At 44.8% G+C, this 19657-nt stretch carries 16 protein-coding genes; 14 read left to right on the top strand and 2 right to left on the bottom strand.

What is annotated here, in order from left to right; all coding sequences use genetic code 11:
- The first annotated feature begins 6 nt into the window (after positions 1-6).
- Positions 7-1641, top strand: coding sequence for a chaperonin GroEL (groL, locus tag LROSL1_RS10230; RefSeq protein ID WP_178914501.1), 1635 nt, complete (start codon positions 7-9; stop codon positions 1639-1641).
- A gap of 417 nt (positions 1642-2058) precedes the next feature.
- Here the strand turns inward: groL and LROSL1_RS10225 are convergent, their stop codons facing one another.
- On the bottom strand, positions 2059-2940 hold the full coding sequence (locus tag LROSL1_RS10225) for a hypothetical protein (protein WP_017262143.1): 882 nt from the start codon (positions 2938-2940) through the stop codon (positions 2059-2061).
- A gap of 400 nt (positions 2941-3340) precedes the next feature.
- Between LROSL1_RS10225 and LROSL1_RS10220 the strand changes: the two genes are divergently transcribed.
- Positions 3341-5176, top strand: coding sequence for an APC family permease (locus tag LROSL1_RS10220; protein ID WP_161001591.1), 1836 nt, complete (start codon positions 3341-3343; stop codon positions 5174-5176).
- Positions 5177-5371: 195 nt separating this feature from the next.
- The gene (locus tag LROSL1_RS10215; RefSeq protein ID WP_178914500.1) at positions 5372-6262 is read left to right on the top strand and encodes a phosphate ABC transporter substrate-binding protein PstS family protein; all 891 of its coding nucleotides are present in this window, start codon (positions 5372-5374) and stop codon (positions 6260-6262) included.
- 115 nt (positions 6263-6377) lie between these two features.
- Here the strand turns inward: LROSL1_RS10215 and LROSL1_RS10210 are convergent, their stop codons facing one another.
- Complete coding sequence (locus LROSL1_RS10210) at positions 6378-7022, bottom strand: YigZ family protein (RefSeq protein WP_178914499.1); 645 nt, start codon at positions 7020-7022, stop codon at positions 6378-6380.
- Between the two features lie 84 nt (positions 7023-7106).
- On the opposite strand from LROSL1_RS10210, the gene LROSL1_RS10205 reads away from it, so the two are divergent.
- The 11 genes from LROSL1_RS10205 to pstB all read left to right on the top strand — a co-directional run bounded on the left by LROSL1_RS10205 (position 7107) and on the right by pstB (position 19652).
- Complete coding sequence (locus LROSL1_RS10205; protein ID WP_178914498.1) at positions 7107-8444, top strand: DEAD/DEAH box helicase; 1338 nt, start codon at positions 7107-7109, stop codon at positions 8442-8444.
- A gap of 191 nt (positions 8445-8635) precedes the next feature.
- Positions 8636-9139, top strand: a complete 504-nt coding sequence (locus LROSL1_RS10200; protein WP_162129502.1) for a ComF family protein — start codon at positions 8636-8638, stop codon at positions 9137-9139.
- Between the two features lie 174 nt (positions 9140-9313).
- Positions 9314-9871, top strand: coding sequence for a ribosome hibernation-promoting factor, HPF/YfiA family (hpf, locus tag LROSL1_RS10195; protein WP_017262149.1), 558 nt, complete (start codon positions 9314-9316; stop codon positions 9869-9871).
- Between the two features lie 210 nt (positions 9872-10081).
- Entirely contained in the window at positions 10082-12445 is a 2364-nt protein-coding gene (secA, locus tag LROSL1_RS10190) for a preprotein translocase subunit SecA (protein WP_017262150.1), read from the top strand.
- A 90-nt stretch (positions 12446-12535) separates the two neighbouring features.
- A protein-coding gene (prfB, locus tag LROSL1_RS10185; RefSeq protein ID WP_178914497.1) for a peptide chain release factor 2 occupies positions 12536-13652 on the top strand; the annotation gives its coding sequence in 2 pieces (ribosomal slippage) (positions 12536-12607 and positions 12609-13652; 1116 coding nt in all).
- 128 nt (positions 13653-13780) lie between these two features.
- Entirely contained in the window at positions 13781-14473 is a 693-nt protein-coding gene (locus tag LROSL1_RS10180; protein ID WP_178914496.1) for a response regulator transcription factor, read from the top strand.
- Positions 14474-14476: 3 nt separating this feature from the next.
- The gene (locus tag LROSL1_RS10175; protein ID WP_178914495.1) at positions 14477-15850 is read left to right on the top strand and encodes a sensor histidine kinase; all 1374 of its coding nucleotides are present in this window, start codon (positions 14477-14479) and stop codon (positions 15848-15850) included.
- 243 nt (positions 15851-16093) lie between these two features.
- Positions 16094-16972, top strand: coding sequence for a phosphate ABC transporter substrate-binding protein PstS family protein (locus tag LROSL1_RS10170; protein ID WP_178914494.1), 879 nt, complete (start codon positions 16094-16096; stop codon positions 16970-16972).
- A 25-nt stretch (positions 16973-16997) separates the two neighbouring features.
- The gene (gene pstC / locus LROSL1_RS10165; RefSeq protein WP_178914493.1) at positions 16998-17918 is read left to right on the top strand and encodes a phosphate ABC transporter permease subunit PstC; all 921 of its coding nucleotides are present in this window, start codon (positions 16998-17000) and stop codon (positions 17916-17918) included.
- Positions 17918-18808, top strand: coding sequence for a phosphate ABC transporter permease PstA (gene pstA, locus LROSL1_RS10160; protein WP_017262156.1), 891 nt, complete (start codon positions 17918-17920; stop codon positions 18806-18808). Before pstC ends, pstA begins: the two co-directional genes overlap by 1 nt.
- Before the next feature lie 25 nt (positions 18809-18833).
- Complete coding sequence (gene pstB, locus LROSL1_RS10155) at positions 18834-19652, top strand: phosphate ABC transporter ATP-binding protein PstB (protein ID WP_017262157.1); 819 nt, start codon at positions 18834-18836, stop codon at positions 19650-19652.
- Positions 19653-19657: the final 5 nt, after the last annotated feature.

Genomic DNA, 19657 nt, shown 5'->3' with positions numbered 1-19657 from the left:
TTCACAATGGCTAAAGATTTAAAGTTTTCTGAAGATGCCCGCAGCGCAATGCTTGCCGGTGTTGATAAATTAGCAAACACAGTTAAAACGACCCTTGGACCTAAAGGCCGCAACGTTGTTTTGGAACAAAGTTATGGTTCACCTACCATCACTAACGATGGTGTCACAATTGCCAAAGCGGTTGAATTGTCAGACCACTTTGAAAATATGGGTGCTAAGCTAGTTGCTGAAGTTGCTTCCAAGACCAACGACATCGCTGGTGATGGCACAACGACTGCTACTGTTTTAACCCAATCCATCGTTAACGAAGGGATGAAGAACGTTACCGCTGGTGCTAACCCTGTTGGTATCCGGACTGGGATTGAAAAAGCAACGTCTGCCGCTGTCGATGCTTTGCACAAGATGAGCCACGATGTTAAGACTAAGTCTGATATTGCACAAATTGCGTCAATTTCAGCCGCTGATCCAGAAGTTGGTAAGTTAATTGCTGACGCTATGGAAAAGGTTGGTAACGATGGTGTTATTACCATTGAAGAATCCAAGGGAATTGAAACAACTTCTGATGTCGTTGAAGGGATGCAGTTTGACCGTGGATACATGAGTCAATACATGGTTACTGACAATGACAAGATGGAAGCTGACTTGGACAACCCTTACATCTTGATTACAGATAAGAAGATTGCCAACATTCAAGACATTTTGCCATTGTTGCAATCTGTTGTTGAACAAGGCCGTGCATTACTTATCATTGCTGATGATATTACTGGTGAAGCTTTACCAACGCTTGTTTTGAACAAGATGCGTGGGACATTCAATGTTGTTGCTGTTAAGGCACCTGGTTTTGGTGACCGTCGTAAGGCACAACTTGAAGATATTGCTGCTTTGACAGGTGGTACTGTTATCACTGATGACCTTGGTCTGAACCTGAAGGACACAACTGTTGATCAGTTGGGTCAAGCTGGTAAGATCACGATCACTAAGGACAACACAACCATTGTTGAAGGTGCTGGCGACAAGGCTGCTGTTGACGAACGTGTTGCAAACATCAAGTCTGAATTAGAAGCAACAACTTCTGACTTCGACAAGGAAAAGTTGCAAGAACGTTTGGCTAAGTTATCAGGCGGTGTTGCACGGATTAACGTCGGTGCTGCTACTGAAACCGAATTGAAAGAACGCCGTTACCGGATTGAAGATGCCTTGAACGCAACGCGTGCCGCTGTTGAAGAAGGCTTTGTATCAGGTGGTGGTACTGCATTGGTTAACGCTATCGGTGCTGTGGCCGACCTGAAAGAAGAAGGAGACGTCCAAACGGGTGTTAACATCGTTCGTCGTGCCCTTGAAGAACCTGTTCGTCAAATCGCCGAAAACGCAGGCCGTGAAGGTTCCGTTATCGTTGAAAAGTTGAAGTCACAAAAGCCAGGTATTGGTTACAATGCTGCAACTGACGAATGGGTTGACATGGTTGATGCCGGAATCGTTGACCCAACCAAAGTTACCCGTTCTGCTTTGCAAAACGCTGCCTCTGTTTCATCATTATTGTTGACGACTGAAGCCGTTGTTGCTGAAGAACCAAAGCAAGATAATGGTGGTGGCGATGCTGCTGCCGCTGCACAAGCTGCTCAAATGGGCGGTATGATGTAGCTTAATTGAACATCAATGCTGATTGTTAACAGCAAACTTAAAAGTCAGAACCTACGCGATACTTCCGTAGATTCTGACTTTTTGTTTTGCAGCAAATATTAACAATGACTGCTGTTGCACTAGCGTTGCGTCAGCCAAAGACGCCGTTTCATGGGACCGGTCTCAGCCCCGCAAACGCCGCGTGTCTTTAACCTCGACTTGGAACCGAAGTGCACGTTTCCAAGCTCATCCTACAATTCTAAGTGCATAAATATCGCTACTAAGAATTATTATCACGAAACTCTGTCTTTGGCTGACTTCACTAACCTCAGCAAGTGATTCGCACATTTAAAAGTTGCATGTTGAGATCGATAAACAAACGTAAATGGCATCAACTGTAATACTAAATATTGCAGCGACGATTGCATCGTTGAGATGCTATTTGATTAAACTGATCCAAGCCGGCGCCGGTTCCCATGAGAAAGATTGTTTGACCTTCATAGCGACGGGATCGGTTGAATCCAATTCTCCAAAAATCGAAACGAGTTGGGTTCGTTTGAACAATTGGAGTTGAATCTTCAGAAGGTCGATAACATGGTGTGCATCGTCATCGACATCCGTGAGCCAACCAACATCCAAGGATGATTCAGCATCACCAGGAAAAACGAAACTCAAGGCTTTAAATTCACCATCAACAAGTGTTGCCAATGACCAGTCAAGATAGGGCAGTTCACCATCCACGTTTCGAGCCCAATTTTCAATGCTTAGGTGAGCAGCGGGATTGTCTTGGTGAACCCGCTCATACTGTTCGCGCAATAAAGTGAGTGCACTGCGCTTCATCGTCGGTCGTTGCCAGACCTCACGTAACGTGGTCACGTTATCAGGGAGTGCAGTATCTGCTAATGGAACTTTATCGAGCAACAAATCAGGCATCCATGTTTTACGGAAGATGTGATATCCCTGTTTTTCAAAATAGGCAGTTTTTCGTGTTTGAGGTTCCCAATACATGACAATTAACGGTAACGTAATGCTTAATTCATCAAGCCGTGCTTGTTCTCTGGATACTAGACCAGAAAGAACCTCGTCGGCGGGAATTGACCGTGGACTCAACACAATGCGGATGTTTTGGTGATGAGGATGCACTTGGTTTTTCCAACTCGTGATAAAACCAAGGGGATGATCGTTTTCATCAACGGCTACAAAGGTGAAGTCGGGATTATTATTTGCAAAGTATTTGAATTGATCATCACGATCTGCCGCGGCGAATGCCACAATGTTACTCAGATCAGATGGTCTAACGTTGCGAATTGTTATTTTCATGAGGTTTTCCTTAAAGTTGAACTGAAAATTTATGTTTATTATACTGCTAATTTGTTGATGAAAACTCCACTTAGAAAAGTTTTGAAAGACACGACCCGGTTGACTTGAATCAGTCATCAAAGTGGTTATAATGTGTTGCGTGCGCTGGGTTGAAAACCATTTATCCGTTTGCTCATCAAACTTTCATATGAGCTTGGTGTTTGTGTCAATCTGGTGTAAGATGATTGAGCTTGAAAGCCGCAAGCAAGTTGTGGCTTTTTTGCCGTTTTTAGCCAACCAATTGAGTTAATTGGCTGACCGTTTAAATAAATGATAAGTCTATTTTTATAAAATAGCCGATATAATGAGTGACAGCTAGCGGTGTTCTGCCATTAGCTGTCCATTTAAAAGGAGTTTCAATATGTGGCGCTATTTGAAGCGACTATTAATTGGTAAGCCGCTAAAAACTTTAGATGAAGGCGGACAATCGCTGACTAAATTTAAGGCATTGGCCTTGCTTTCATCAGATGCACTTTCCTCAGTGGCGTATGGGACTGAACAGATTACCACGGTGTTGGTAACATTATCCGCTGCAGCAATCTGGTTCTCCCTGCCAATTGCAGGGATTGTGCTCATCTTACTGTTGGCGATTACGTTATCGTATCAACAGATTATTCATGCCTATCCTTCTGGTGGTGGGGCGTACGTGGTTGCCACTAAAAACTGGGGCCGTCCTGCTGGATTAGTTGCTGGTGGGTCATTACTGGTTGACTATATGCTAACCGTGGCAGTTTCTGTGACGTCAGGGACTGAAGCGATTACGTCGGCAATTCCAGCCTTGTACAATCATCAAGTTGGGATTTCCATTGTAATTGTGTTGTTTGTTATGGCGCTCAATCTGCGTGGGATGAGCGAGTCAGCAAATTTCCTGACCGTGCCGGTGTATTTCTTCGTCGTGATGATTCTGTTAATGATCTCTGTGGGGATTTTTAATATTGCTACAGGTCGCATTGTTTATCACGCTACGGCTGCTGTGGGGGCGCCGGTTAAAGGGATGACGGTATTACTGTTCATCAAGGCCTTTAGTTCTGGGTCATCATCGTTAACTGGTGTTGAAGCCATCAGTAATGCGGTGCCAAACTTCAAGAAACCGAAAACAAAGAATGCTGCTGGAACACTGGCTATCATGGCTACAATTTTGGCGTTCTTCTTTGGCGGCATCACGTTCATCAACTACTGGTTGGGGATTAAGCCAATGGCGACTCAAACGGTGTTATCTCAGATTGGCGTTACTGTCTTCGGTCATGGGTTACTGTATTACCTGTTCCAAACGTCCACGGCCATGATTTTGGCGGTTGCGGCCAATACTGGTTTTTCCGCCTTCCCAATCTTAGCCTTTAACTTGGCTAAGGATAAAAACTTGCCCCATGCTTACATGGACCGCGGTGATCGGTTGGGTTATTCAAACGGGATTATCACGTTAGCAGCGGGTGCCATTGCACTAATTGTGATTTTCCATGCGCAAACAACGCTATTGATTCCACTGTATGCGGTTGGTGTGTTCGTGCCGTTTGCCCTATCACAATCAGGGATGATTATTCATTGGCGGCGTGAGCGTGAAGGTTTCTGGCAAGGGAAAGCATTTATCAACTTTGTTGGTGCCTTTATCTCAGCTGCCATTGCCATCTTCCTGTTTGTTACTCGGTTTAGTAACGTTTGGCCTTACCCAATCGTGATGGCGTTGTTAATGTGGATGTTCCACAAGATTCATTCACATTACATGACTGTTGCAGAACAATTGCGCGTTGCGGCTAACGTTGAGACGAAGCCACACCACTATGACGGGGCGACTGTCATCGTGCTGGTTTCAAACGTCACGCGGGTGACTAAGAGCGCGATTGATTACGCTGAGTCCATCGGAGATTATGTCATTGCGATGCACGTTTCGTTTGACCAGAACCCGGGTAAGGAACGTGAGACGGTTACTGAATTTAAGCGTGACTTCCCGAATGTCCGGTTTGTGGATATTCATTCATCCTACCGTTCTGTTTCTGGGCCTGTGCTAAGGTTCTGTGATGTTATTGCCAAACGGGCGGCCGAACGAAATTACAGTACTACGGTATTGGTACCACAGTTCGTGCCTAAACGACCGTGGCAAAACATTCTGCATAACCAAACGAGTTTACGTTTGCGCTCAGTGCTGAATTCGCGTGAAAACATCATTGTCTCCACGTATAACTACCATTTGAAACAGTAATTAACTAAATTTTGTTTTGTGAAGATCTTATTCGAAATTTGAATAGGATCTTTTTTCATTGGCACATGTGTCGAGGTACGTTACGCAAGCTTTACACAACCTATACAACACAAACATGAGGCTTTTACGTTGATTCGCTATGCTTAGTTCAACGGGTAAGGCAGGTTGTTACTCAAAAAATGTGGGGGTTAGATTATGAAAAAAGCAGCTTTAGTGAGCGTCCTAGGATTGAGCTTGGTATTTACCTTGGCAGGCTGTCAGTCGGCTAAGCATACAAACGTTGCGAGTGCTGATAAGAAGATTTCCGGCAAGGTTGTCGCGGTTGGATCTACTGCACTCCAGCCTTTAGTAGAACAGGCGGGACAAACATTTCAGGATGATCATTCAGGTGTCACCATTAATGTCCAAGGCGGCGGTTCCGGTGCCGGATTAGGTCAGGTATCCAAGGGCGCCGTTAACATTGGTAACTCTGATTTGTTTGCTGAAGAACAAAAGGGCCTTAACACCGCTGGGATGGTCGATCATCGTGTGGCCGTGGTCGGGATGGCACCTGTGGTAAATCCTGATACGAATGTGAAGAACGTGACCAAACAACAGTTGAAGGATATTTTCACTGGCAAGATCGACAACTGGAAAGCAGTTGGTGGTAAGGACGAAAAAATTGTCATTATTAATCGTGCTAAGGGATCAGGTACCCGTGCAACTTTTGAAAAATTCGGGCTCGATGGCCAACAGGCTGCTCAAAGTCAAGAACAAGACTCTAATGGGACTGTTCAAAAGATTGTTAAAACGACACCTGGTGCCATTAGTTATCTTGCTTTTTCATACATTAAGCCGGACATGCAAGCACTCAGTATCGACCACGTTAAGCCAACGGATGCGAATGTTGCTGATAACCACTGGAAGATCTGGTCCTATGAACACATGTACACCAAAGGTAAGGCTAGCCTCGCCACAAAGACCTTTATTAAATTTATGACGAGCAATGCTATTCAAAAGCACCTTGTTAAAAAGCTTGGCTACATTCCACTGACGAGCATGCATGTCAGTCGTGATGTGAATGGCAACATGCACAAGGGCGCTTAGAAAAGCGAATTAAAAAGTATATTTTTAGAGATTAAAAACGTTCTTACTCTGCATAGATTGCAAAGTGAGAACGTTTTTGGTCGTTAAATGTATTTTAATCGAGGCCTTACGGGCATTATTTTGACACAGCATAAGGAACTTCTGCGAATTCTTCGTTGATTTTCTTGAGTTGTGCTTGACCGTTCGTTTTGCTAGTTAGTTCAGTAGCAAATTGAATATCATCAGCACCAACAAGAATTGTAACTGTGACAGCGACACCGTAGTCGGTCCCAACAATTTGGTCGACACGATCAGTCAACCAAGCATTTAGCGGTTCAGCCTGTTTGTAGTCCAAAGTAATCTCATATCGTGTTAAAGCTTTTCGCTCGACGATTGGCGCATTTTGAATAGCCAAACTGGCGGAACTGCCATACGCACGAATGAGGCCGCCAGCACCCAGCTTGATGCCGCCGAAGAATCGGGTAACCACAATAATAACGTTGTGCAGATGCTGTTGCTGGATGACATTTAGAATTGGTGATCCGGCCGTCCCGACAGGTTCACCAGCGTCACTTTGGCGAGTTAATTCATCGTGGTCACCGGCCACGTAGGCGTAGGCAGCGTGATTAGCCTTAGCGTGTTGGGCTTGGACTTGATCCAGAATGTTTGTTGCATCTGTTTCGGTTGTGATTGGCGCCGCATAACCGATAAAGCGCGATTTTTTAATGGTTTGTTCAGCTTCGTGAGCGGTGGCAAGGGAAAGAAAAGGAAATTCTGACATTTTTGTCCTCCAACAAATAAATCTGTTTAAAAATACGTATGTAAGGTTATGAACGAGATAATGCTTAAAAAGCGGGGATGAACGATGAATGAAGAATTATTTGGTCGTCAATTAACGGCCGCACAATTGCCGCCGACTTTTGAACCAACAGATCCGCGAATCGTGTCGCGACCTGCAATGACGATCAGTGGCCGGTGGGTTCGTTGTGAACGATGCCATCAGCAACTTGAAAAAGCTCATGTGGCATTGCCAGCAGGCGGCTACTATTGTCCAGATTGCTTGGCACTGGGACGAATTACGAGTCGTCAGTCGTTACTGACAATTCCTGAGCCCAATGCATTTCCGCCACAAAGGAACACACTGACGTGGGCGGGATCACTGACGCGATTACAACAAATTTGTGCGCAGGATGTTCAGAGTGTCTTCGTCAAACGCCAGCGCCATTTGTTATGGGCGGTTACGGGGGCGGGCAAAACTGAGATGCTGTTTTTGGGATTGGCAGATGCGCTCAAACGTGGTGATCGGGTAGCAGTTGCCTCACCGCGAGTAGACGTGTGTATTGAATTGTTTCCACGTTTTCAACAAGCGTTTACAAACACGTCGATGGTTTTGCTCCATGGTCAGCAAACGGAACCTTATCGATACTGCCAGTTTACCGTGTGTACGACGCATCAACTGCTTCGATTTTATCATGCTTTTGATATTTTGGTGGTTGATGAAGTTGATGCCTTTCCGTTTGCACAAAACAAGCAATTAATGTTTGCCGTTGATCAAGCCATTAAACCTAATGGTGCTTGCCTATACGTAACCGCCACACCGGGGACTGAACTGATGCACGCAGTGACTAGGCGGCAATTAACGATGAGTTACTTGCCGTTACGATTTCATGGTCATCTGCTGCCTGAAATCCAGTGTCGAGGAGCGTGGCACTGGCGTGAAAAATTACGTCGTGGACGCTTACCGACAGCTCTGCAAGTTGCCATTACAGCCCGCTTGCGTCAGCACAAACGCTTTTTGCTTTTTGTCCCGCATGTGGCACAATTGCCAGATGTTGCCGCGGCGATCAGACGCTTTGCACCCAAGGCGTCGTTTGTCACTGTTCATGCGGCAGATGGAGAACGGGTTGAGAAGGTGGCTGCAATGCGTCAAAAGAAAGTGGATTTTTTAGTAACGACCACCATTTTGGAACGGGGAGTGACGTTTCCGGACATTGATGTGTTGGTGCTAGGCGCTGACGACGCGGTTTTTTCCACGGCAGCGCTAGTGCAAATCGCCGGTCGTGCGGGCAGAAACGCAGCGGCACCGGACGGGAAAGTTATTTATTGGATTGAACAAACAACGCTTACGCTGCGCCGGGCAATCCGTCAGATTCAAGTTGTGAACCAAAAGGGAAGGCGGTTACCCGAATGGCGTCATGCCTGATGTGTCAAAAGAGGTTACCCAGGACCTTGACCATTCGTGAGATATTAAGTTGGCGAAAAGTGACGGCTGATACGATTTGTGAGACCTGTAAGGCCGCTTTTACTGTCATTAACGAATCAAAAGCGTGTCCTCAATGTGGTCGAAATCAGGCAAATCAGGAGATTTGTCAGGATTGCCAACGTTGGCACTTAATGCCGAATACATTAAAGATCAAAAACCGTGGTTTATTTCAATACACTCCGACCATGCATGATTACATGCATCAGTATAAATTCAATGGTGATTTGAGATTGGCAAAGGTTTTCCAACATGCAGTACAACTGGCTGTTGATGCGGCTCAAGTGGATGTTGTGATACCAGTACCAGTGTCAGACACAACGTTTGACCACCGCGGGTTTAATCAATCAGCCGAGTTATTGCAATTGATTGTGGAGAATCGCCATCATCCAGTTGTTTGTCCTGCCTTAAAAGTAGTTACGCGCGACAAACAGCAGCAATCTAAGCAAGGACGAAAAGACCGGATGACTCGTACTCAACCGTTCGTAATTGATCCTAACTATGTAGAAAAATTACGAGGCAATAAAATTTTAATCTTCGATGATGTCTATACGACTGGCCGAACGCTACACTTTGCAGCACAGGCGTTGCAAACGGTTGAAGCCACTTCGCTGATAGGGCTTACATTAGCAAGATAACAGTCTTTAAGAGGGATATCCGTTGAGAGTTTGGAGCGGGTTGGTTATAATGAAACTACAGATAGAGATAGAGTGGTTCTATCGAAATCAATTCATGTTTGGATGGCGTCGTCCACATGTGAATCTAAAAGCCCCCGCATAGCGGGAACTTAGTTCGGAAGGGAGCGAAGTTTTATGTTAGATGTACAAACTCGTGGAGAAAACATCTCTGTAACCGATGCACTCAGGGACTACGTAGATAAAAAGGTGACTAAAATTGGCCGTTACTTAGAGCCAAATGTTAGCGCTATTGCGCATGCAAACTTGCGCGTTTATCCCAACAAGACCGCTAAAGCGGAAGTCACCATTCCATTGCCTTACTTAACATTACGGGCAGAGGAAACTTCTGATGACTTGTACAAGAGTATTGATACCATGTCAGATCGACTGGAACGTCAAATTCGGAAGTACAAGACAAAGGTTAACCGGAAGTCCCGTGAAAAGGGCTACAAAGGCTTAGACTTCCGTCCAGATGAAGAAGCAACACCGACCCAGCCAGAAACTCGGTTTGATGTTGTGCGGACCAAGAGTTTGCAGTTGAAACCAATGGACAATGAAGAAGCAATTCTTCAGATGGATCTGTTGGGACACGACTTCTTCATTTACCAGGACGCAGAGACGGATGAAGTAAATGTTGTTTATCGTCGTAATGACGGTCGCTATGGTTTACTTCAGGCTGGTTCAAACGACTAGTACCGTCACAATCATCGAATAATTTAATTTTGTTTTACCTTACCCACCGTTATGGACAGTGTCCGCAACGGTGGGTTTTGTTTGGTTTTTTTCTGATTGGTTTAAGCTGAATGTGTTTGCAATGAGAAACTTAAATGATAGAATGAATACCTGATAGACTGCACTAGTTGCAACGTTTAACGCGTTTTTAGGGAAGGATAAAGTTACAACATGCCAAATGTATTAAAACGCTGGGTTGAATCTGATGCCCGGAAAGTTACGCGTTTAGGCCACACAGCCGATAAGGTGATGGCTTACGAAGATGAATACGCAAAATTAAGTGATGAAGATTTACAGGCTAAGACGCCTGAATTTAAAGAACGCTACAAAAAGGGTGAAAGTCTTGATGACTTATTACCTGAAGCATTTGCGGTAGCACGTGAAGGGGCCAAACGTGTTTTAGGTTTGTTCCCATTTCGCGTTCAAATTATGGGGGGCATCGTGCTCCATAATGGGGATATTGCTGAAATGAAAACCGGTGAAGGGAAGACGTTGACGGCGACCATGCCTGTTTACCTTAACGCGTTGACCGGTGATGGTGTTCACGTTGTTACGGTTAACGAATACCTGTCAGAGCGTGATGCTACTGAAATGGGTGAACTGTATAACTGGCTTGGTCTGAGTGTTGGGATTAACGGCTCTGAGAAGTCAGCTGAAGAAAAGCGGGAAGCCTACAATGCTGATATTACCTATTCAACCAATGGTGAAATTGGGTTCGATTATTTGCGTGACAACATGGTTGTTTACAAAGAGGACCAAGTACAACGTGGCTTGAACTTCGCCATTATTGATGAAGTTGACTCCATTTTGATCGATGAGTCACGGACACCGCTGATTATTTCAGGTGGTTCAGCTGGTAATACGAATTTGTACGAACGTGCTGATCGGTTTGCCAAAACGCTACGTGAAAAGAGTGATTATAAGGTTGACCTGGAATCCAAGACGGTTTCGTTAACGGATGAAGGGAATCGTAAAGCAGAAGAATACTTCGGCTTGGACAACCTTTATGACACTGAAAACACAGCTTTAACTCACCATTTGGATCAAGCTTTACGTGCTAACTACATTATGTTTAATAACAAGGACTATGTGGTTCAAGACGGTGAAGTTCAAATCGTGGATTCATTTACTGGTCGAATTATGGAAGGCCGTCGTTTCTCAGATGGTTTGCATCAGGCTCTGGAAGCTAAAGAACATGTGGACATTCAAGAAGAAACCAAGACAATGGCCAACATCACGTACCAGAACTTATTCCGGATGTATAACAAACTTTCTGGGATGACTGGGACAGCCAAGACGGAACAGGAAGAATTCCGTGAGATTTACAACATGGAAGTTATTTCAATTCCAACCAACCGGCCGGTTATTCGTAAGGATGAGCCTGATTTACTGTACCCAAGCTTGAAGAGCAAGTTTAACGCGGTTATTAACGAAATCGTTAAACTTCACAAAAAGGGTCAACCCATGTTAATTGGGACGGTGGCCGTTGAAACCTCTGAATACTTGTCACATCAATTAGATCAGCTGGGCATTCCTCATAATGTTTTGAATGCCAAAAATCACGCGCGTGAGGCCGAAATCATCATGAATGCCGGTCAAAAGGGTGCCGTTACGATTGCCACTAACATGGCTGGTCGTGGGACGGATATCAAGCTCGGACCTGGTGTTAAAGAAGTTGGCGGATTAGCCGTTATTGGGACTGAACGACATGAGTCACGACGGATTGATAATCAGCTTCGTGGCCGTTCCGGTCGTCAAGGTGACCCTGGTTTTTCACAATTCTATTTGTCATTGGAAGATGACTTAATGCTACGGTTTGGTTCAGATCGAGTTAAGGCTATCTTGCAACGGATGAACGTGGAAGATGACGATGCGGTAATTAAGAGTCGACTCATTACACGTCAGGTCGAATCAGCCCAGAAACGTGTTGAAGGGAATAACTACGACTCACGTAAAAATGTCCTGCAATATGATGATGTTATGCGTGAGCAACGTGAAGTTATTTATAAGCAACGGCAGTTAGTTATCAACGAGCCGGATGACCTTAAGTGGGTAATCATGCCGATGATTCAACGGACAGTTAACCGGATTGTTGATATGCATACTAATGGTGACCAAAAGAAGTGGGAACTTGACAGTATTGTTGACTTTGCCCGTTCAGCAATGGTTAATGACGATGCGATTTCAGAGGATGATTTAAAAGGCAAGTCTGCTGAAGAAATCAAGTCGTATCTGATGGATCAGGCTGAAACTGTGTACAAGGATAAACAAAAGCAACTTTATGACCCTAGTCAAATGCTTGAATTTGAAAAGGTGGTTGTGTTGCGTTGTGTGGACTCTCATTGGACAGATCACATCGATACGTTGGATCAACTACGTCAGTCCATTCAGTTGCGTGGTTATGGTCAGTTGAACCCGTTGATTGAATATCAAAGTAATGCGTTTACCATGTTTGAAGAAATGATTTCCGATATTGAATACGATGCAACCCGTCTGTTCATGAAGAGTGAAATTCGTCAAAATATGGAACGGTAATAAGTACCAACACTTAGAAGGACTGTCTCACCTTGTTTACAGGTATGACAGTCCTTCATTGTTAATTAAACAAAGATAAGGAGTGAGCATATGGAATTAGCAGATGCACGCCAACGCTTGGCCGATATGCAACAACAAATCACGAACTTTAGGGGGTCACTTTGACCTCGATGCCTTGAACCAAAGCATTGCTGAAAACGAGGCACGAATGGCTGAACCACACTTTTGGGATGATAACGTGGCTGCTCAACAAGTTATTGATGACAATAACGCGCTGAAGGCAAAGCACGACACATTTATGGAGCTTGACCAGGCCGTGGAGGACCTTGCGGTGACGATTGAGTTACTGGAAGAAGACGATGATCCTGAAATGGCTGCTCAGTTAGATGAAGAAATGACCAACACCGCCAAAAAGTTACAGTCATACCGGCTGACACAGCTATTGGACCAGCCTTACGACGGTAATAATGCCATTTTAGAAATTCATCCTGGTGCTGGTGGTACGGAATCGCAAGATTGGGGTCAAAACCTCATGCGGATGTACACACGGTGGGCTGAACAACACCAATTCAAAGTTGACATCGTTGACTACCAAGCCGGTGACACTGCCGGCTTAAATAGCGCAACGTTGCTTATTAGTGGCACAAATGCATATGGTTATTTGCGGAGTGAAAAAGGCGTTCACCGATTTGTGCGAATCTCACCGTTTGATTCCGCTGGTCGGCGACACACCTCGTTTGTTAGTGTTGACGTTATGCCAGAATTGGATGATTCGGTTCAAGTTGATCTGAGTCCTGACGACATCAAGATGGAGGTTTTCCGTTCAAGTGGCGCTGGTGGTCAGCACATTAATAAGACGTCGTCAGCCGTGCGTTTGATCCATATTCCAACGGGGATTGTTGTTTCCTCACAGGCGCAGCGGTCACAGTTCCAAAACAAAGCGACTGCGATGTCCATGCTGAAGGCCAAGCTGTATGAACGTGAGGAGCAAAAGAAGGCCGAGGAAAAGGCAATACTGGAAGGAACCCAACTTGAGATTGGCTGGGGATCGCAAATTCGCTCTTACGTTTTCCAGCCTTACACGATGGTGAAGGATCACCGAACAGATTATGAAACGGGTAACGCGCAAGCAGTGCTCGATGGCGATCTTGATCCGTTTATTGATGCTTATTTACAATGGAATTTGAAACAGAAAAATCCTGATTAGGCACATTTCAAACACGTTTGTTGTGATGCCTGTCAAACGTCGTGTTTGTGAGACGACTTCAAAGTTTAATATGATATACTGCACCTGACATTTGACGCAGACATTGAAAATTTGGAGAGGAAACAACCATGAAACGAGTTCTGGTGGTCGATGATGAACCGAGTATTGTAACGTTGCTACAGTACAATCTCGAACAAGCAGGATATGCGGTTGAGATTGCCACAGATGGTCCTAAAGCCTTAGCAAAGATTCGCGAAGGTGGTTACTTTTGTGTGCTACTAGATTTAATGTTGCCAGAATTAGATGGTATTGAAGTGACAAAACAGGTTCGTCGAGATGGTATTCAAACACCGATTATTATTGTCACGGCCAAGGGTGAAGAATTTGACCGGGTGTTTGGCCTCGAAATTGGTGCGGATGATTATATTACCAAGCCATTTTCACCACGCGAAGTGTTGGCGCGTATTAAGGCGGTCACCCGCCGTAGTGAGCGAACAGCGGTCACTCAGAAAGAACCTGATCGACTGGTTCAAGTTGGCGCGTTAACTATTGATGAAGACCGTTTGCAGGTCAAACGGGATGATAAACCGATTGCATTGACGCCCAAGGAATTTGAACTGTTAGATTATTTTGCTGAACGCCAGGGGAGAGTGCTGGATCGTGACACGTTGTTGAATGGTGTTTGGGGATTCAACTATGCAGGTGATAGTCGCATGGTTGACATGCATGTTAGTCATCTACGGGAAAAGATTGAACCCGATCCCAAACATCCACAGTATTTAAAAACCGTTCGTGGCTTCGGCTATCAATTTGGTGAATAGCGTATGAGAACTTTAGGCAGACGTTTAATATTTATTGCAGGTGTCGTCAATTTAGGACTACTGTTTTTGCTGATTAGCGTTATTGGTCACGTATCAGAATCACGTTTAAAAATGGTTGTCGTGGTCACTGTTTTTGCTGCGATGGCTTTGGAAACATTGATTATTGCATGGTTAATTGCTAATCAGCAGCGCGTGGTCAGTGATTTAACAACGCAGGTCTTACGGTTGAGTTCCCCAAAGGATGCACGACGGATTATTTTACCGGACAACCATGCTTATGCTGATTTGGCCCAGGCAATCAACATGGCCGCTGACGAATTACGCCATCAGAGTCACGTTTTTCAACGCCAGGAAAATGAGCTTGATAATTTACTTGAGTATCTACCAGTGGGCGTCATTGTGATCGACCGTCACCGGATGACACAATTATTGAATCCAATGGCAGCGCAGTTGTTAGAAATCAATACAGACCCGCAAGCACATTTGTATACGGCAGATGTGCGGCAGTATGACTTAATGACTCAAATTGAAACGACGATGCGTGATCACAATAATATAAGGCAAACATTGACGTTACACTTGCCGACATCACCTAGAACACTTGAAGTTTCAACCATCTATACGGAACCGCGGCCAAACCATCAGCAAGTGCTCGTTTTGCTGTACGACCTTACGGAAGTTACTCAAATCGAGCAGATGCAGTTAGACTTTGTTTCCAATGCGTCACATGAGTTAAAAACGCCGTTAACAGCCATTGCCGGTTTTACGGAAACATTGTTGGCGGGAGCTAAAGATGATCCGGAAAAGCGGGATGAGTTTCTTAAAATCATTGATGAACAAGCCCATCAATTGATGGACCTAATCGAAGATGTTTTATCTGTATCACGTTTGCAAAATCCTGTGAGCCAAACCGCCACGCTAACTAAAGTTGATTTGCGTAAGCTAGTTGATCGACAACTAACATTACAGGCTCAGTCTATTCAGCGAAGTGCCTTAAGGGTCACTAATCAGGTTCCGGAAAAAGCAATGGTGGAGACTGACGTTACCAAGTTAGAACAAATCATTAAGAATTTGATTTCTAATGCAGTTAAATACAATCGTTCTGGTGGTGATATTCACATTATGTTTACCGCAACCTCTCAGCATGGGTGGCAGCTCAGTATTCAGGACACGGGTTATGGTATTGCGGAAGATCAGCAAAACCGAATTTTTGAACGCTTTTACCGGGGTGATCCATCTCGGACAAAACAACGTATTCCAGGTACTGGTCTGGGATTGGCGATTGTCCAGGAGCTGACGACTCTATTAAAAGGTGAAGTGAGCGTTAAAAGTCAGCTGGATGTCGGAACGACTATGACAATTAGTTTTCCTAAATAACTAACATTAAATAATCATTTGAAAACAGCGTTTGCGCTAGCATACAGTCATTGAAAAAGACTGGTGCTGGGGCAAACGCTGTTTTTGTAAACGTCTTTACACAACCTTTACATGCTGACCAAGAGTCCTTTACATCAATTCGATACACTGGGTATATGCAAAAGCGTTATGCGCAGGCTTCTGGGCAACAGGTGCACGTTTTAAAAGAGTGATGCCGAAGTTCGGCATTTTAGGAGGAACAACATGAACAAACGACGCATTGCAGGTGTGGCCTTGTTCTTGATTGCCATTGGCGGACTATTGGGACTGGGTTACCAAACACGTAACCGTTCTTCCGCAGGCGGTTCAATTACAACAGTGGGATCCACTGCTTTGCAACCACTGGTTGAAGCAGCTGGTGAACAATTTAGTGGTGATCATCTCGGTGTTTTTATTAATGTCCAAGGTGGTGGTTCAGGAACCGGATTGAGCCAAATCCAGGAGGGAGCTGTCGCAATTGGTAACTCAGATGTTTTCGCCGAAGAACAGTCAGGCATTCATTCACATAATTTAGTCGACCATCGGGTTGCCGTTGTTGGAATTGTTCCGATTATCAATAAGGAAGTTGGACTAAAAACGCTAACAACAGCTCAATTACAAAAAGTTTTCGATGGTACGTATACAAACTGGCGAGAACTTGGTGGCAAAAACGTTCCAATTACAATTGTGAATCGAGCCCAGGGCTCTGGTACACGGGCAACGTTTGAAAAATGGGCGTTACGCGGTCATCGCGTGAAGACAGCACAAGAGCAGGATTCATCTGGTATGGTGAGATCCATTGTCAGTACGACACCTGGGGCCATTAGTTATGTCGCGTTTTCCTACGCTAATAAAACAGTTCAAAAGGTGGCAATTAACGGTGTGGCGCCGACAAATCAAAACGTCACGTCTAACAAGTGGCAAGTTTGGTCATATGAGCATATGTATACGAATGGTCGTCCTAAAGGCGTCGCAAAATCATTTTTAAACTACATTGAATCACCAAAAATTCAGTCAACATTAGTACGACAGCTAGGTTATATCAGTATTTCTCAAATGCATGTAGAACGAGATGTAAAGGGTCGGGTTACGGTGGTTCGTTAGTTTGGAATGAAGGAGAGCAAACGGCATGGATAAGATAAAAGAGAAGTTGCAACAAACATCGCAGGCGACACGCAGTGAACGACGAGGTCGCTTTATCAGTTTCCTAGCTTTAATTTTAATTTTGGTGGTCGTGATTGCCATCTTTTGGTTTGTGGCGGCTAAGGGATTAGCAACATTCTTTCAAAACCATATTAGTGTATGGGATTTTTTAAGCGGTAAAACGTGGGACCCGTCTGTCAAAGGCGCTAATGGAAAGCCTGAGGTCGGCGCATTACCAATGATTGTCGGGTCGTTTTTAATTACGTTGTTATCGGCGCTAGTAGCGACACCATTTGCGATTGGAACGGCCGTGTTTATGAACGAAATTGCGCCGCGCAACGGTGCCAAGATTTTGCAACCTGTTACCGAACTGCTGGTGGGAATCCCGTCAGTTGTTTACGGGTTTATTGGGTTATCGGTCGTTGTCCCATTTGTTCGCCACGTGTTCGGTGGTAGTGGCTTTGGAATTCTGTCTGGCACTTTTGTTCTATTCGTAATGATTCTGCCTACTGTTACCTCGATGACGGCTGATACACTCAAATCGGTGCCGCGCTACTACAGGGAAGCTTCTTTGGCACTAGGCGCTACTCGCTGGCAAACAATTCATAAGGTAGTTCTCCGTGCAGCTACACCTGGTATTTTAACAGCGATTGTTTTTGGGATGGCCCGGGCGTTTGGTGAGGCCCTTGCTGTTCAGATGGTAGTCGGTAACGCGACATTGCTGCCGCATAACTTAGTTTCCCCATCCTCCACGTTGACTTCCGTGCTGACGGAGGGAATCGGCAATACGGTTATGGGAAGTTTGCAAAACAACGCTTTGTGGTCATTAGCACTAGTTCTATTGATTATGTCTTTGTTCTTTAACGTCATCATTCGGATTATTGGACGGAAAGGGGAACTCCGCTAATGAATGCAAAAACGGCAGATAAAATTGCAACGGCAGTGTTTTACGCCATTGCGGGTTCGGTCATCTTAATTCTGGCTTTTCTACTTGGTTATATTCTGATTTCAGGTTTTCCCAAACTGACGTGGCAATTTTTGACGACACCAGCTAAAGCCTTTACGGCTGGTGGAGGGATTGGCATTCAATTGTTTAATTCATTCTATTTATTGCTTTTGGCTATGCTAATTTCGTTTCCAATCGCACTTGGGGCCGGCATTTACCTTAACGAGTATGCTAAACAAAATTGGCTGACAACAATCATTCGAACCGCTATTGAAATTCTAAGTTCTTTACCATCAGTAGTAGTTGGTCTGTTTGGGTTCTTACTCTTCGTTGTTCACATGAAAATGGGTTTTTCAATTTTATCAGGCGCCTTGGCGTTGACGTTTTTCAACCTTCCGTTGCTGACCCGAAGCATTGAAGGTTCGTTAGCTGCCATTCCTAATCTTCAACGGGAAGCTGGATTGGCACTGGGCCTGTCACGTTGGGAGACGGTTACCCACGTTATTTTGCCCGCGGCAGTTCCCAGCATCCTGACTGGTGTTATTCTCAGTGCTGGCCGTGTATTCGGTGAAGCGGCGGCTTTAATTTACACATCAGGGCAATCGGCACCAGCACTAAACTTTGGCGACTGGAATCCGTTCAATATTTCGAGTCCGTTAAATCCGATGCGTCCAGCTGAAACGCTAGCAGTCCACATTTGGAAAATTAATTCGGAAGGCATTATGCCGGATGCAAGTGCTGTCTCCGCTGGGTCCTCTGCAGTTCTGGTTCTGGCAGTACTGTTATTTAACTTCTTGGCACGCTGGCTCGGTCGTCGCTTGTACCATCGATTAACGTCCGCCACCAACTAAGCCATGCAGGAAGGGAGTCATGAGTATGAGTGAAAAAAGCACGACACCAGTAGATGCGCCATTACGTAATATTTATCATTTTGATGAAACCACGCACGAAATTGCGTTATCCACCCATGATTTGCATGTTTTTTATGGCGATAATGAGGCTTTAACAGAGGGTGATCTGCAATTCGAACGGTACAAAATCACTGCCCTTATTGGTGCGTCCGGGTCTGGCAAATCCACTTTTTTACGCTCGCTTAACCGTATGAATGACGGTATCGCAAAAGTAGAGGGCGAAATTCGTTATCGTGATTTGGACATTAATAGTAATCAAATTGACGTTTATGAAATGCGTCGTCACATCGGCATGGTGTTTCAACGACCAAATCCGTTTGCCAAATCCATTTACGACAATATTACCTTTGCTTTGAAACAACGCGGTGTCAGGAACAAGCAGCGTCTTGATGAAATTGTAGAAACATCGTTACGTCAAGCTGCTATGTGGGATCAAGTCAAAGATGAACTTCATCAAAGTGCGCTTGCTTTATCAGGTGGGCAGCAACAACGATTATGTATTGCGCGCGCAATCGCGATGGAGCCAGACATTCTGTTGCTGGATGAACCAGCAAGCGCATTAGATCCCGTTGCTACCTCACAGATTGAGGATACGTTGTTACAACTCAAAGAAAAATATACCATCATTATTGTGACACACAATATGCAACAGGCCGCGCGAATTAGCGACTATACCGCTTTCTTTCACCTCGGTAAGGTGCTTGAATACGACGAAGCCCGCAAAATTTTTACCCGTCCCAAAGTCGCAATCACAAATGACTATATTTCAGGTAACTTTGGTTAAAATGG

This window comes from Furfurilactobacillus rossiae (genome assembly GCF_013394005.1).
GTDB classification, from domain to species: domain Bacteria; phylum Bacillota; class Bacilli; order Lactobacillales; family Lactobacillaceae; genus Furfurilactobacillus; species Furfurilactobacillus rossiae.
This window is presented reverse-complemented; position numbering and strand designations above follow the sequence as displayed.

Bases quoted from the DNA above. Each gene is read 5' to 3' on its own strand.
- pstC (WP_178914493.1), top strand. From the start codon at position 16,998: ATGGATAAGATAAAAGAGAAGTTGCAACAAACATCGCAGGCGACACGC.
- LROSL1_RS10175 (WP_178914495.1), top strand. From the start codon at position 14,477: ATGAGAACTTTAGGCAGACGTTTAATATTTATTGCAGGTGTCGTCAAT.
- LROSL1_RS10205 (WP_178914498.1), top strand. From the start codon at position 7,107: ATGAATGAAGAATTATTTGGTCGTCAATTAACGGCCGCACAATTGCCG.
- secA (WP_017262150.1), top strand. From the start codon at position 10,082: ATGCCAAATGTATTAAAACGCTGGGTTGAATCTGATGCCCGGAAAGTT.
- LROSL1_RS10180 (WP_178914496.1), top strand. From the start codon at position 13,781: ATGAAACGAGTTCTGGTGGTCGATGATGAACCGAGTATTGTAACGTTG.
- pstA (WP_017262156.1), top strand. From the start codon at position 17,918: ATGAATGCAAAAACGGCAGATAAAATTGCAACGGCAGTGTTTTACGCC.
- LROSL1_RS10220 (WP_161001591.1), top strand. From the start codon at position 3,341: ATGTGGCGCTATTTGAAGCGACTATTAATTGGTAAGCCGCTAAAAACT.
- LROSL1_RS10225 (WP_017262143.1), bottom strand. From the start codon at position 2,940: ATGAAAATAACAATTCGCAACGTTAGACCATCTGATCTGAGTAACATT.
- hpf (WP_017262149.1), top strand. From the start codon at position 9,314: ATGTTAGATGTACAAACTCGTGGAGAAAACATCTCTGTAACCGATGCA.
- LROSL1_RS10200 (WP_162129502.1), top strand. From the start codon at position 8,636: ATGCCGAATACATTAAAGATCAAAAACCGTGGTTTATTTCAATACACT.
- LROSL1_RS10215 (WP_178914500.1), top strand. From the start codon at position 5,372: ATGAAAAAAGCAGCTTTAGTGAGCGTCCTAGGATTGAGCTTGGTATTT.
- LROSL1_RS10210 (WP_178914499.1), bottom strand. From the start codon at position 7,022: ATGTCAGAATTTCCTTTTCTTTCCCTTGCCACCGCTCACGAAGCTGAA.
- groL (WP_178914501.1), top strand. From the start codon at position 7: ATGGCTAAAGATTTAAAGTTTTCTGAAGATGCCCGCAGCGCAATGCTT.
- LROSL1_RS10170 (WP_178914494.1), top strand. From the start codon at position 16,094: ATGAACAAACGACGCATTGCAGGTGTGGCCTTGTTCTTGATTGCCATT.
- pstB (WP_017262157.1), top strand. From the start codon at position 18,834: ATGAGTGAAAAAAGCACGACACCAGTAGATGCGCCATTACGTAATATT.